The following is a 13330-nucleotide window of genomic DNA, read 5'->3' as shown; positions in this document are numbered from 1 at the left end:
TCAGCCACGAGGTGCTCGCCAAGGCGACCCCCGGGCAGGCCGAGCGGGCGCTCGCGGACCTCGCTGCGTCCGGTGCCGACGTCCGGCTCGTGCTCACCGCGCGCGACCTCGCGCGGGAGCTCGCGAGCGGGTGGCAGGAGTCCCTCAAGTTCGGTGCCCGCAGGACCCTGCGTGACTTCCTCGACCGCGCGCGGGAGGGGCGGTCCGCGTTCATGAGGTCGTTCGACCCGACCCGTGTCCTCACCACGTGGGGGAGCGGCCTGCCGCGGGAGCGGATCCACGTGGTGACGGCGCCGCCCCCGGGCCGGGCCGAGGACCTGCTCTGGGTGCGGTTCCTCGACGCCCTCGACGTGGACCCGGCCTGGGTGCCGCGCGAGGCGGCGCGGGTGAACGCGTCGGTCGGGGTGCCGGAGGCGCAGGTGCTGCGTCGCCTCAACGGCCGCCTGGGCGCGCGGGCACACCGGGGCGGGGACCTGTCGCCGCTGGTGGACGGGCTCGTGGTGGCGCACGCGCTGGCCCCTCGGCGTTCCGCGGCGATCACCGTGGGGCCCGACGACCTGCCCTGGGTGGCCGAGCGCAGCGGGGAGTGGGTCGCGTGGCTGCGACAGCGCGGCGTCACCGTGCACGGCGACCTGGACGACCTGCTCCCGGAGGCGCCCGAGGGCGACTGGACGGACCCGGACGCGCCGCGGCCCCGGCAGGTGGCCGCGGCGGCCCTCGACGTGGTGGAGGTGCTCCTCTCGGAGGTGCACGACCGGCCGGCATCCCTGGGCGAGCGGCTGCGGCGAGCGTTCACGCGCGCCCGCGGCTGAGCGCCGGCTCCCCGCGCCGGGGCTGGACACGGGATCGAACATGTGTTCGAATGCGTGGGTGCGGTGGGACGGGCAGGCGATCGGGGCGGACGACGGCGCGCTGCCGGGCCTGGAGCGGTCGGGCCTGGCGCGGCTCGGCCTGGTGCGCAGCGTGCGGACGCCGGAGTTCGCCGACGTCACGTTCCACGAGGTGATGGCGAAGAGCGCGCTCACCAAGGTGCCCGCCGCGTCGCGGATGCCTTTCGGCTGGACGGTCAACCCCTACCGCGGCTGCAGTCATGCGTGCCGGTACTGCACCAGCCCCGACACGCTCGTCCTGATGGCGGACGGCCGCCAGAGGCCGATCCGTGACGTCCGGGTCGGCGACAAGATCGTGGGCACGGTCAGGGCCGGCGGGTCTCGTCGTTATGCCGAGACGTCGGTCGAGGCCGTGTGGCGCGAGGTGAAGAGGGCGTACCGCGTGACGCTGGCCGACGGGACCGAGATCGTCGCGAGCGGCGATCATCGGTTCCTCGCGCGGGACCGCGGGTGGACGCACGTGGCCCGCCCGGGGCGAGGTGCACCGCAGCGCCCGTACCTGACGACGGACGACGCGCTGATGGGGTTCGGCCGGGGCCTGCCGACGGCCGCGAGGTCCGGGCCGGGTGAGTCTCGTGAGTACCGCCTCGGCTACCTCACCGGCATGATTCGCGGCGACGGGATGCTCCTGTCCAAGGCCCACCAGGCGGACGACGGGCGAACGCGACGCGTGACGCACTTCCGGCTCGCGCTGACCGACGCCGAGGCGCTCGACCGCTCGGCCGAGTACCTGACTCTCGAAGGGGTCGCCCTCAAGAGGCGGCCGTTCCGCCCGGCGACCCCGACGAGGCGGGCCGTGGACTGCATCTACTCGGGCCGTCGTGCGGACCACGAGACGATCAACCGGACCATCAGGTGGCCCGATGAGCCTGCCGACGCATGGAAGCGGGGGTTTCTTGCGGGGACCTTCGATGCCGAGGGGGCGTCCTCGCGAGGCGTCCTGCGCATCTCGCACGGCGACGAGGAGATCGTGACTCGTGCGGGCACCTACCTGGACCAGCTCGGTGTGCCGAACGTCCGGGAGCGAGCGCGTGCGGACGGCGTCCTCACCGTCCGGGTCGCCGGAGGACTCGCGGCCCGGCGACGCCTCCTTCACCTCGTCGCCCCTGCGATCACGCGCAGGCCGACGATCGTCGGCGACGCGGTCACGACCTCCAGCGACCTCAGGGTGACGAGCGTCGAAGACCTCGGCGTCGAGCAGGAGATGGTCGACATCACGACCGGCACCGGAGACTTCGTCGCCAACGGTGTCGTCTCGCACAACTGCTTCGCCCGCCCCACCCACGAGTACCTCGACCTGGACGCCGGCCGGGACTTCGACTCCCAGGTGGTCGTGAAGATGAACGTCGACGCCGTGCTGCGCACGGAGCTCGCGCGGCCGTCGTGGCGGCGGGAGCCGGTGGCGCTCGGCACCAACACCGACCCGTACCAGCGGGCGGAGGGGCGGTACCGCCTCATGCCGGGGATCATCGGGGCGCTCGCGGACTCGGGGACGCCGTTCTCGATCCTCACGAAGGGCACGCTGCTGCGACGCGACCTGCCGCTCATCGCCGAGGCGGCACGCAAGGTGGAGGTGGGGCTGGGTGTGTCCCTCGCGTTCGCCGACGAGGAGCTGCAGCAGGCGGTCGAGCCCGGCACGCCGACGCCCCGGGCCCGCCTCGATCTCATCCGGGCGGTGCGCGCGGCGGGGCTGCCCTGCGGCGTGATGGTGGCGCCCGTGCTGCCGTGGCTCACCGACTCGCGCGACCACCTGCGGCGGCTGCTCGACGCGGTGGCGGACGCCGGGGCGACGGGCGTCACGGTGGTGCCGCTGCACCTCAAGCCGGGCACGCGCGAGTGGTACCTGCAGTGGCTCGAGCGCGACCACCCGCGCGTCGTGGCCGGCTACGGCCGGGTGTTCTCCCGCGGCACGTACGCCCTGGAGGCGTACCGGCAGTGGCTGTGGGACCGGGTGGAGCCCCTGCTCGTCGAGCGCGGGTTCGGCTCCTCCGGGCACCGTGCGCGGTCGGGCGCCACCGGCCGGTTCCCGGACGAGCTGCGCCCGCACGACGAGGGCGACTACCCGGCCGGCTCGATCGTCGAGCACTCGATCCCCGAGCGTCGGACCACGTCGGCAGGGCGCGCCGCCGAGCAGGAGGAGCTCCTGTTCTGACGGCTTCGACCGTGTCGCTCCGGCGGGCTGTGCGGTCAGTCGACCGGCGACACCCGCAGGATCTGCGTGCGCGCGACGGCCCGGTCGCGGACGTCGAGCCGCGCCGTCCGCTCGGGGTCCGCCATGTAGGCCGCGAGGGCGGCCTCGTCCGGCATCTCGATGACCTGCATCTCGGTCGGGTCGTCGGTGCTCGTCCCGGCGTCGAGGGAGCGGACCCGCGAGACGACGCGGCCGCCGTGCCGGGGGACCAGCGCGAGCACCTCCGACTCGTAGGAGGTCAGCAGGTCGGCCTCGCCCGGGGCGGCCCACAGCAGCACGCACAGCGTGACGGGGCGAAGGTCAGGGCTCACAGGATCAGCCTCTCAGCGCAGGAACGAGAACCAGAGCACGAACGCGCACAGCAGGAACATGCCGGTCGCGTTGACGAAGAAGTTGCGGCCGAAGTCGCGGGCCCGCACGTGGAAGGCGAGCGCGAGGACGAAGTACACGACGAGCGCGACCGACGTCACGAGCCCGAGCGCCGGCACCCAGATCCCGGCGACCAGGCCGACCGTGGCGGCCGCCTTGATCCACGGCATGACCCACCACCACTGCTCCGGGAAGCCCACGTCCCGGAAGCACTGCGCGATGAACGACACGGGCCTGAGGCACAGCAGGGCGTCGCCGGCGCACACGAGGGCGAGCACCAGCACGGGCCACACGGGGTCGGGCAACGTCGCCATGGGCCCGACGCTACGTGCCCACGCGGGCGCCGGGCGGGAGGTGTGACCAGGCTCTCAGCCCGCCGGAGCGGATCAGTCGCCGTCGACCAGCCGGGCGGGGAACCCGCCGGTCGCGACCGGCCCCCAGCGGTCGATCGTGATCCGTACGACGCTCTTTCCCTGGCGCAGCATCGCCTCGCGGTACTCGGCCCAGTCGGGGTGCTCCTTGCCGGCGGCCGCGCGGTAGTACTCGACGAGCGGCTCGACGGAGTCCGGGACGTCGATCACCTCGGCCGTGCCGTCCACCTGCACCCAGGCGTCGTCGAAGTCGTCGCCCAGGGCGAGGAACGACGCCTGCGGCCGACGGCGCAGGTTCACCGCCTTGGCGCGGTCGGGGTAGGTCGACACGACGACGCGCCCCGCTTCGTCGACGCCGAACGTGACCGGGCTGAGCTGCGGCGACCCGTCGTTCCGGGTGGTGACGAGCACGCCGTGGTGTCGCGCGCGGAGGAGGTCGAGCAGGTCGTCGCGCTCGACGCGGGTGGTGGTGGCGATGCGGGGTGCCATGGGCGGCCCTTCGTGGTGGCGGTGCGCGGCGAGGGCGACGCGCGGGGACGGGCGGGGACGGGCGGATCAGGGGAGAGCGGGCGCGGCGCCGGGGGCGGCCTCGTCCGGGACGTCGCCGGGAGCGCTCATGAGCCACTCGGTGGCGAACAGGACCTTGTCGGTCAGTCCCAGCATGGCGTCGCGGATCTCCACGTGCGGGGTGGAGAACGCGAGCCGGGCGACGGCCTGCGCGCCGGGCGCGGGCGCCCAGTAGTCGACGAGGAGGAGCGGGACGTCCTGGCCGCCCAGCTCGGCCGAGCCCGGGGTCACCCGGACGTGCCGCAGGAACGGGCCGGAGAGGGTGTCGGTGACGGTGAGCGCGTCGTCGGGACCGAGCCGCGGCTGGAGCCGGTCGTGGATGCGCTGCAGGTGCGTGACGCCGCCCGCCTCGGGGCCGAGGTCGTGCCAGTACAGCGTGAGGTTCAGCGCGAGGGCGGCGTCCTTGCCCGGCAGCACCAGGTAGGCCATGACCTGCCCGCCGGCGGCGGCGGCCCTCGTGGCGACGGCGGTGAGCTGGTCGCGCAGGTCGCGTCGCAGCGCGGCCCCGCGGTCTCCCAGGGCGGCGCCCTGCTGCTTGACGACCGCGCGGATCTGCAGGTCCCGCTGGGCCTCGTCCTCCAGGTCGACGAGCGCCCAGTGGTCCGGCAGGTTGAGCTCGATGCCGATGCCGCGCGACCCGCCGGGCTCGTCCACGCTCGCCATCGCCTGCAGGCCCTCGAAGCTGATGCCCGCGCCGGTGCCGTCGGCCAGGCCGGTCGCGTCGGCGTCGTCGCCGGGACCGAGCGCCGCGCCGAGCTCGGCCACCCCCAGGGTCATCGCGTCGGTGCTCCCGGGGTCGACGACGACCCGGTCGATGACGGCGCCGTGCCGGTGCAGGAACGGGATCAGCGAGTCCCGCCGCCGGAGGCTGTAGGCCCGCGAGGGGTCGTCGGCCAGGAACCGCTCGAGGGCACCGGCCGACGAGAACAGGCACAGGGCGTAGGGGAGCGTCCCGCCCTCGGGTGCCGGGAAGACGCGCACCTGCGGGGTCTCGTCCTCGCGCGGGAGGACCGGGACGACGACGGGGGCGTCGCGGAGGGCCCGGAGGGCCGCGTCACGGTCGGCGCGGGCGAGCGCGGTCGCGAGCGGCCCCGGGGTGCCGGGCTGCTGCGCCGGCGCTGCGTCGTGGGTGGCGTCGGTCATGGTCGATCAGGTCTCCAGTGTCGGGTCGGAGGTGAGCGCGGTGCGGGGCGTGCGGTCCTCGGCGTCGCTGGTCAGGGGCTCTCGGGAGACCCGTTCGAGTGCCATCAGTCCTCCACTGTGTCCTCGCCGCCGCGCCTTCTGGTGCCGACCGTCTCGTTGCTGGTGGTGCCCCCGCCCCGTCCGCGCCCGCGCGCAGGCCCAGGCTCGTGTCCAGGCTCGTGTCCAGGTCCCCCCGCAGGTCAGCCACCGGTTCTCACCCGGTCCCGCCCCGGAAGAGAGTAACGAGAGGGGCGGTTTGTGACCACGGCAACACACCTCGGCGGTCGACGCGCCCTCCGGCGTCCGAAAAGGCGGAGGTGGCCCGGGGCGCAGCGACTAAACTCGCCACGTCGCCCCGACGGGGCGCGACGGCCGCCCCGGCCGGGCACCGGGACGGCGGCACCACCCGCCCACCACCCGTCACGAAAGGACCCCTCCGTGCTCCGCACCCACACGGCCGGCTCACTGCGGGCCGAGCACATCGGCCAGACCGTCACCCTCACGGGGTGGGTCGATCGCCGCCGGGATCACGGGGGAGTGGCCTTCATCGACCTGCGCGACGCCTCGGGCATCTCCCAGGTCGTCATCCGGGACGAGTCCGTGGCCCACCCGCTGCGCTCCGAGTTCGTGCTGCAGGTGACCGGCGAGGTCGGCCGCCGCCCGGAGGGCAACGCCAACCCGAACCTCGCCACGGGCGAGATCGAGGTCGTGGCCAAGGAGGTCGTGGTCCTCAACGAGTCGGCCCCGCTGCCGTTCCAGGTCTCCACGGCCCTGGCCGACACGGAGACGATCGGCGAGGAGGCGCGCCTCAAGCACCGCTACCTCGACATCCGCCGCCCGAGCCAGGCGCACGCCCTGCGGCTGCGTTCGAAGGCGAACCAGGCGGCGCGGCGCGTGCTGGACGAGCACGACTTCGTCGAGGTGGAGACGCCCACCCTGACCCGGTCGACGCCCGAGGGCGCCCGCGACTTCCTGGTCCCGGCCCGCCTCGCGCCCGGCAGCTGGTACGCGCTGCCGCAGAGCCCGCAGCTGTTCAAGCAGCTCCTCATGGTCGGCGGCCTCGAGCGCTACTACCAGATCGCCCGCTGCTACCGCGACGAGGACTTCCGTGCCGACCGCCAGCCCGAGTTCACGCAGTTGGACGTCGAGCTGAGCTTCGTGGACCAGGACGACGTCATCGCCCTGGCCGAGCAGGTCCTCGTCGCGCTGTGGAAGCTGATCGACGTCGAGATCCCGACGCCGATCGCCCGCATGACCTACGCCGAGGCGATGCGCCTGTACGGCACGGACAAGCCGGACCTGCGCTTCGGGAACCCGCTCGTCGAGCTCACGGAGTACTTCGCCGAGACGCCGTTCCGCGTCTTCCAGGCGGAGTACGTGGGCGCCGTCGTCATGGCCGGGGGCGCGTCGCAGCCGCGCCGCCAGTTCGACGCCTGGCAGGAGTGGGCCAAGCAGCGCGGCGCCAAGGGTCTCGCCTACGTGACGTACGGCGAGGACGGCACGCTCGGCGGCCCGGTCGCCAAGAACCTGTCCGACGCCGAGCGCGAGGGCCTCGCCGCCGCCACCGGCGCGCAGCCGGGGGACGCCGTGTTCTTCGCGGCCGGCCGGACCTCGGAGGCCCGCGCGCTGCTCGGCGCCGCCCGCATCGAGATCGCGCACCGCACCGGCCAGGTCGACGAGGACGCGTGGGCGTTCGTGTGGGTCGTGGACGCACCGCTGTTCAAGCCGACCGGCGAGGACGACGACGTCGACCTCGGCCACTCCGCCTGGACCGCCGTGCACCACGCGTTCACGTCGCCCAAGCCCGAGTGGATCGACAGCTTCGAGTCCGACCCGGGCAACGCCCTGGCCTACGCCTACGACATCGTGTGCAACGGCAACGAGATCGGCGGCGGCTCCATCCGTATCCACCGCCGCGACGTGCAGGAGCGGGTCTTCGACGTCATGGGCATCGGCCCGGCCGAGGCCCAGGAGAAGTTCGGCTTCCTGCTCGACGCGTTCAAGTTCGGCGCGCCGCCGCACGGCGGGATCGCGTTCGGCTGGGACCGCATCGTCGCGCTGCTGACGAAGTCGCCGTCGATCCGCGACGTCATCGCCTTCCCGAAGTCGGGCGGCGGCTACGACCCGCTCACCGACGCGCCGGCGCCGATCACGCCGGAGCAGCGCAAGGAGGCGGGCGTGGACGCCCCGCCGCAGGACGAGCCGCCGGTCGCGGGGGAGTGACCAGCACCCTCGACGGGCACGCCCTCGCCCCGGTCACCGAGGTGGCCGGGGCGAGCGTGCCTGCGCGCTGGGCGCACCACCCCGTCGTCGTCGCCGAGGCCGCCCACGGCGGGTGGGACGCCAGCCACGTCTGGTTCGACGACGACGCCTTCCTGGTCCGCCTGCGCTGGCGGGAACGGATCGACGGCGTGCGCCCGCTCGCCGTCGACCACGCCCCGACGGGGGTGAGCGTCCTCGCCGTGGGCGGCGCCGACGGCGCGTCGCGCCTGGTGCTGGCCGCCGAGGCGGAGCTCTCCGCCGTCGGAGGACTGGGCCCGGTGGTGCGGGCGTCGATGCCGCGGGGCACGCACGCGACGCTGTCCGGCGTCGTCCCCCCGGACGGCCTCGTCGTCCCGGCGCCCTTCGACCGCGCACCGTTCGACGCGTGGGACTGGATGTGCGCCACGGAGCCGCCGCCCGTCGTGCCGGGCGAGGACCGCGTCACGGAGCTCACGAGCGCCGACGAGCGCGCCGAGGCGGCCGCGTGCCTCGCCGTCGCGCACCCGGGAGGTGAGCTGCCCGTCGGCGAGCCCCGCTCCCGCTGGTGGGGCTGGCGCGACGAAGACGGCGTGGTGCGGGGCGTCGCGGGCGCGTCACGGCGCGTCCCGGGCCGCCCCTGGGCGCTGGGCTCGATCGGGACCGACCCGGCCTGGCGCGGGCGGGGGATCGCCGCCGCGGTGACCGCCGCGGCCACGCGGGCGGGCCTCGCCGAGACGTCGATGGTCACCCTGGGGGTGTACGCCCACAACGAGGCGGCACGGCGCCTCTACCTGCGGCTGGGCTTCGACCCCGCGCAGGAGTTCGAGAGCTCTCGCCCCTGACCGGACCCCGCGGCGCGCGTCAGTCGTCGGCCGCGTGGGCGGGGTCGACGGCGTCGGCCAGGTAGCCGTCCGGGCGGACCAGCAGCGTCGCGGACCATCCGTCGGCGCGCCGCACCACGACGCGCTCTGCCGGGTCGACCTCGCCCGGAGCCGCGGGGACCGCCGCCGGCGCGCCCGACCCCGGCCCGACGACGACGAACCGGCCGGCCCGCAGCGCCTCCGCCATACGCGTCCCGGCGCCGTCGGGCACCAGCGGCAGGTCGGGCACGCGCCGTCCCGCCGCGGGATGGGCGCCCGCGGGGGCCGGGTACCGGACCCCGAGCGCGGAGACGGTGGCAGCCGCCCGCCGGCGGGCGGGCGCCACGCGCGCGAGGGCGGTGGCCAGGACGGCGCGCGCCGCGGCCGCCGCCGGCCCGGGACGCGTGGCCAGGCGCAGCAGGGCGCCGCTGGTGCGCAGCACCTGCGTCCCGACCGGGTACCGCTCGTCGGCGTAGCCGTCGAGCACGTCCGCGTCGGAGCCGCGCACGACGGCCGCGAGGCGCCACGACAGGTTCGCGGCGTCCTGCAGGCCCGTGTTCATGCCGAGGCCGCCTGCCGGGCTGTGGCAGTGGGCGGCGTCGCCCGCCAGCAGGACGCGGTCGGCGCGGTACCGGGTGGCCTGGCGCTCGTCCGCCGCGAACCGGGTCGCGAAGCGCAGCTCGTGCATCCCGAGGTCGTCCCCGAGGGTCGCCCGCGCGACGGCGCGGACCTCGTCCAGGTCGACCGCACGGTCGGTGTCGCCCGGGTCGATCTCCTCGTCCCAGCCGATGAACCGGTACCAGCCGCCGCCGAAGGGCGCGAGGAAGCCCAGCGAGCCGCCCGCGGAGGCGACGGTGAGGACGTCCTGCGGCGGACGGGCCACGCGGACGTCGGCCAGCACCATCGCGCGGATCACCGTCTCGCCGGGGAACGCGACGCCCGCGGCCCGGCGCACCGTCGAGCGCACCCCGTCCGTGCCGGCCACCCACGGCGCGCGCACCGTCGCCGCGCCGTCCGGGCCCGTCGTCGTGAGGGTGACCGCGTCGTCGTCCTGGGCGAGGCCGGTGACCTCCACGTCGTGCCGGAAGCGGGCGCCCGCGGCCTCCGCGCGCCGGCGCAGCAGGCGCTCGACCTCGTACTGCGGGGTGACGAGCACGAACGGGAACCGGCCCGGGAGGGTGTCGAGGCGGACCTCCACCCGCCCGAAGACGCGCAGCGCGCGCACCTCCCGGCCGGTGGTGACGAGCTCGTCGGCCAGGCCACGCGCGTCGAGGGCCTCGAGGCTGCGCGCGTGCACCGCGAACGCGCGCGTGAGGTTGCTCAGGCCCGCCGGGCGCTTCTCGAGCACGGTCACCCGCGCGCCCGCCACGGCCAGGTCGCCCGCCAGGAGGAGGCCGGTCGGCCCCGCCCCGACGACGACCACGTCCGCGTCCGCCCCGACCTCGCCGTCGACCGCCATGCCTCCACCCTAGGGACGGGAGCGTGGGTGACGCTCCGTAGGCTGGGGGCATGGACCTGTTCGACGCCGCGCTCACCGGCACCCGCGGCACGCCGGCGACCGGGCGCACCGGACCGAGCGCCCCCCTGGCCGTGCGCATGCGGCCCGCCACCCTCGACGAGGTCGCCGGGCAGGGCCACCTCCTGGTGGCGGGCTCGCCGCTGCGCCGGCTCGTGGAGCCCGACGACGAGTCGGCCCGGCGCGCCGCGCCCGGGTCGGTGATCCTCTGGGGCCCCCCGGGCGTGGGCAAGACGACCCTGGCGTACCTGGTCGCGACGTCCTCCGGGCGCCGCTTCGTCGAGCTCTCCGCCGTCACCGCCGGGGTCAAGGAGGTGCGCCAGGTCGTCGAGGACGCGCGGCGTCGCCTCGCCACCGGCGGGGAGGAGACCGTCCTCTTCATCGACGAGGTGCACCGCTTCTCCAAGACCCAGCAGGACGCGCTGCTGCCCAGCGTCGAGAACCGCTGGGTCACGCTCGTGGCCGCCACCACGGAGAACCCGTCGTTCTCGGTGAACTCCCCGCTGCTGAGCCGCTCCCTGCTGCTCACCCTCAAGCCCCTGACCGCGGACGACGTGCGCGCGCTCGTGCGCCGTGCCGTCGCGGACGAGCGCGGCCTCGGCGCCTCCGTCGAGCTCGCCGCCGACGCCGAGGACCAGCTCGTGCGGATGGCGGGCGGCGACGCGCGCAAGGCGCTCACCATCCTCGAGGCGGCCGCCGGCGCCGCGCTCGCCGACGCCGACCCCGGCCGCGCGGCGGACGCCGCCGTCCCCGTCGACCTGGACACCGTCGAGCGCGCCGTCGACGTCGCCGCCGTGCGCTACGACCGTGACGGGGACCAGCACTACGACGTCGTGTCCGCGTTCATCAAGTCCATCCGCGGCTCCGACGTCGACGCCTCCCTGCACTACCTGGCCCGCATGGTCGCCGCGGGGGAGGACCCGCGGTTCATCGCCCGTCGCCTGGTGATCTCCGCGGCGGAGGACGTCGGCATGGCCGACCCGTCCGCCCTGCAGACCGCCGTGGCCGCGGCGCAGGCCGTGCAGCTCATCGGGATGCCCGAGGGGCGCATCGTCCTCGCGGAGGCCGTCGTGCACCTCGCGACCGCGCCCAAGTCGAACGCCGCCTACCTCGGCGTCGACGCGGCGCTCGCGGACGTGCGGGCGGGCAAGGCGGGTGTGGTGCCCCCGCACCTTCGCGACGCGCACTACGCCGGTGCCGACGGGCTCGGGCACGGCAAGGGCTACCGCTACGCGCACGACGCGCCGCACGCCATCGCGGCGCAGCAGTACCTGCCGGACGAGCTCGCGGGGCGGCGCTACTACGCGCCGAGCGACCGCGGCTTCGAGAAGCAGGTCACCGACCGGCTGACGCGGATCCGGCAGATCCTCGACGACGCCTGACGGGTCGGCGGCCCGGGCCCGGAGGATGCGATAAGATACTGCGGTTGCCGATTCCGGCGACCGCCTGGGACCTCGGCCCCGTGAGCACCCCGCCATCGCGCGCAGGGAGTTCCATCGGCTGGTCCCGCACCCGACCTTCCCCCGCGGGGGATGCACGGGTGTGACCTCATCCATCACCGAAGGACAGGAAGCAACCAGTGACCGCTGTCACCAAGTCGCGCCGCCAGGTCCGCCTGAGCCGCAAGCTCGGCCTCGCCCTGACGCCGAAGGCCGTCCGCCACTTCGAGAAGCGCCCTTACCCCCCGGGTGAGCACGGCCGCGCTCGTCGCCGCACCGAGTCGGACTATGCGGTCCGTCTCCGCGAGAAGCAGCGTCTGCGCGCCCAGTACGCGCTGCGCGAGAAGCAGCTCGTCAAGGTCTACGAGACCGCCCGCAAGCACCCGGGCCTGACCGGTGAGGTCATGGTCGAGGACCTCGAGACGCGTCTCGACGCCCTCGTGCTGCGCGCCGGCTTCGGCCGCACCATCCTGCAGGCCCGCCAGGCCGTGACGCACCGTCACATCCTGGTGGACGGCAAGATCGTCGACCGTCCGTCGTTCCGCGTGAAGCCGGGCCAGACCATCCAGGTCAAGCCGAAGTCGCAGGCCACCACGCCGTTCCAGGTCGCCGCCGCCGGCGCCCACCGCGACGTGCTGCCGGCCGTGCCGGGCTACCTCGAGGTCAACCTCGAGAAGCTCTCGGCCACGCTGACCCGCAAGCCGAAGCGCGCCGAGGTCCCCGTGACCTGCGAGGTGCAGCTCGTGGTCGAGTTCTACGCGCGCTGATCTTCCGCGTGCGCTGACCGCGCACCGCAGCCGAGAGTGCTGCAAGCGCTGGACGCCCCGTCTCCCGCCGTCGCGGGGGCGGGGCGTCCGCCGTTTCGGGTGGTCGCCCGGGATAGGGTGACGACCGACCGTCTGACGCCTGTGCGAGGAGAGATCTGATGTCGATGGGTGACGTGGCCGGGCTCATCGCGGCCGTCGCGTTCGTGCTGCTCGTGGGGCTGCTCGCGATCCCGCTGGTGAAGCTGGGGCGCGTGCTCGACGAGGCGACGCGCTCCATCCGCGAGGTCACCGAGCACTCCGTGCCGATCCTCGACGAGGCGGCCACCACGGTGGCCTCGACCAACGACCAGCTGGTCAAGGTGGACACGATCACCACGTCGGCCGCGCAGGTGAGCGAGAACGTGTCGGCGCTGGCCGGCCTGTACGCCTCCACGCTCGGCCGCCCGCTGGTGAAGGTCGCGGCGTTCTCCTACGGCGTGCGGCAGGCGTTCGCGGGCGCGTCCCGCGCGAGCCGTTCGGCGAAGGCCGACCGCTGATGCGCCGGCTGTTCTGGGTCGGCGTCGGCGTCGTCGTGACGGTCGTCGTCGTCCGCCAGGGCCGCAAGCTGGTCCTGCGGTACACGCCGGAGGCCGTCGTCGACCGGGCCGAGCGGGCCGCGCAGGACGCCGGGCAGCGCGCGGAGACGTTCGTCGCGACGTTCCGTCGCGAGTTCACGCAGGCGCGCACCGCCCGCGAGGCCGAGCTCACGGCCGCGCTGCTCGCCGAGGGCCAGCCCGACCCGGACGACGTGCGCGCCAGCGGCCTGAGCGCCGCGGACCTGCGCCGCGGCGCGCCGGGTCACGCCCGGCACGCGGCCGCGGACCCGGACGCCGAGGTCGCGGCCGACGAGGCCGACCTCGGCTACTCGTTCTGACCCGGGCGGGCCGCTCCGCCCCCG

13 protein-coding genes are annotated in these 13330 nt (G+C 75.0%); 8 read left to right on the top strand and 5 right to left on the bottom strand.

The annotated features are described in order from the left end of the window. The first annotated feature begins 11 nt into the window (after positions 1 to 11). Entirely contained in the window at positions 12 to 812 is an 801-nt protein-coding gene (locus tag ACFU9A_RS13290; RefSeq protein WP_430575757.1) for a hypothetical protein, read from the top strand. A 58-nt stretch (positions 813 to 870) separates the two neighbouring features. Beyond that, a complete protein-coding gene (locus tag ACFU9A_RS13285; protein WP_430576466.1) occupies positions 871 to 3042 on the top strand; it encodes an intein-containing Rv2578c family radical SAM protein in 2172 nt (723 codons plus the stop codon). A 35-nt stretch (positions 3043 to 3077) separates the two neighbouring features. Here the strand turns inward: ACFU9A_RS13285 and ACFU9A_RS13280 are convergent, their stop codons facing one another. The 4 genes from ACFU9A_RS13280 to ACFU9A_RS13265 all read right to left on the bottom strand — a co-directional run bounded on the left by ACFU9A_RS13280 (position 3078) and on the right by ACFU9A_RS13265 (position 5531). Then, on the bottom strand, positions 3078 to 3392 hold the full coding sequence (locus ACFU9A_RS13280) for a DUF1330 domain-containing protein (protein ID WP_430575756.1): 315 nt from the start codon (positions 3390 to 3392) through the stop codon (positions 3078 to 3080). A 12-nt stretch (positions 3393 to 3404) separates the two neighbouring features. Then, positions 3405 to 3764, bottom strand: a complete 360-nt coding sequence (locus ACFU9A_RS13275; RefSeq protein WP_430575755.1) for a DoxX family protein — start codon at positions 3762 to 3764, stop codon at positions 3405 to 3407. Positions 3765 to 3836: 72 nt separating this feature from the next. After that, positions 3837 to 4310 (bottom strand): PPOX class F420-dependent oxidoreductase, encoded by a 474-nt coding sequence (locus ACFU9A_RS13270; protein ID WP_430575754.1) that lies wholly within the window; start codon positions 4308 to 4310, stop codon positions 3837 to 3839. A gap of 66 nt (positions 4311 to 4376) precedes the next feature. After that, entirely contained in the window at positions 4377 to 5531 is a 1155-nt protein-coding gene (locus tag ACFU9A_RS13265) for an SseB family protein (protein WP_430575753.1), read from the bottom strand. A gap of 477 nt (positions 5532 to 6008) precedes the next feature. Between ACFU9A_RS13265 and aspS the strand changes: the two genes are divergently transcribed. Beyond that, positions 6009 to 7793 (top strand): aspartate--tRNA ligase, encoded by a 1785-nt coding sequence (gene aspS, locus ACFU9A_RS13260; RefSeq protein WP_430575752.1) that lies wholly within the window; start codon positions 6009 to 6011, stop codon positions 7791 to 7793. Continuing rightward, positions 7790 to 8653, top strand: a complete 864-nt coding sequence (locus ACFU9A_RS13255) for a GNAT family N-acetyltransferase (RefSeq protein WP_430575751.1) — start codon at positions 7790 to 7792, stop codon at positions 8651 to 8653. The genes aspS and ACFU9A_RS13255 overlap by 4 nt, the downstream gene beginning before the upstream one ends. Before the next feature lie 19 nt (positions 8654 to 8672). On the opposite strand, the gene ACFU9A_RS13250 is transcribed toward ACFU9A_RS13255, so the two are convergent. Further along, complete coding sequence (locus tag ACFU9A_RS13250) at positions 8673 to 10130, bottom strand: FAD-dependent monooxygenase (protein WP_430575750.1); 1458 nt, start codon at positions 10128 to 10130, stop codon at positions 8673 to 8675. A gap of 50 nt (positions 10131 to 10180) precedes the next feature. Between ACFU9A_RS13250 and ACFU9A_RS13245 the strand changes: the two genes are divergently transcribed. From ACFU9A_RS13245 to ACFU9A_RS13230, 4 genes are all read left to right on the top strand, one after another. Continuing rightward, complete coding sequence (locus ACFU9A_RS13245) at positions 10181 to 11569, top strand: replication-associated recombination protein A (RefSeq protein ID WP_430575749.1); 1389 nt, start codon at positions 10181 to 10183, stop codon at positions 11567 to 11569. Positions 11570 to 11766: 197 nt separating this feature from the next. Continuing rightward, the gene (gene rpsD, locus ACFU9A_RS13240) at positions 11767 to 12393 is read left to right on the top strand and encodes a 30S ribosomal protein S4 (protein ID WP_430575748.1); all 627 of its coding nucleotides are present in this window, start codon (positions 11767 to 11769) and stop codon (positions 12391 to 12393) included. A gap of 158 nt (positions 12394 to 12551) precedes the next feature. Then, a complete protein-coding gene (locus tag ACFU9A_RS13235; RefSeq protein ID WP_430575747.1) occupies positions 12552 to 12929 on the top strand; it encodes a DUF948 domain-containing protein in 378 nt (125 codons plus the stop codon). Further along, positions 12929 to 13306, top strand: coding sequence for a hypothetical protein (locus ACFU9A_RS13230; RefSeq protein ID WP_430575746.1), 378 nt, complete (start codon positions 12929 to 12931; stop codon positions 13304 to 13306). The genes ACFU9A_RS13235 and ACFU9A_RS13230 overlap by 1 nt, the downstream gene beginning before the upstream one ends. Positions 13307 to 13330: the final 24 nt, after the last annotated feature.

Source organism: Isoptericola sp. NPDC057653, from assembly GCF_042799955.1.
In the GTDB taxonomy this organism is placed as follows: Bacteria; Actinomycetota; Actinomycetes; order Actinomycetales; family Cellulomonadaceae; genus Isoptericola.
Note: the sequence above shows the minus strand (reverse complement) of the source record. Positions and strands in the feature narration are given on the sequence as shown.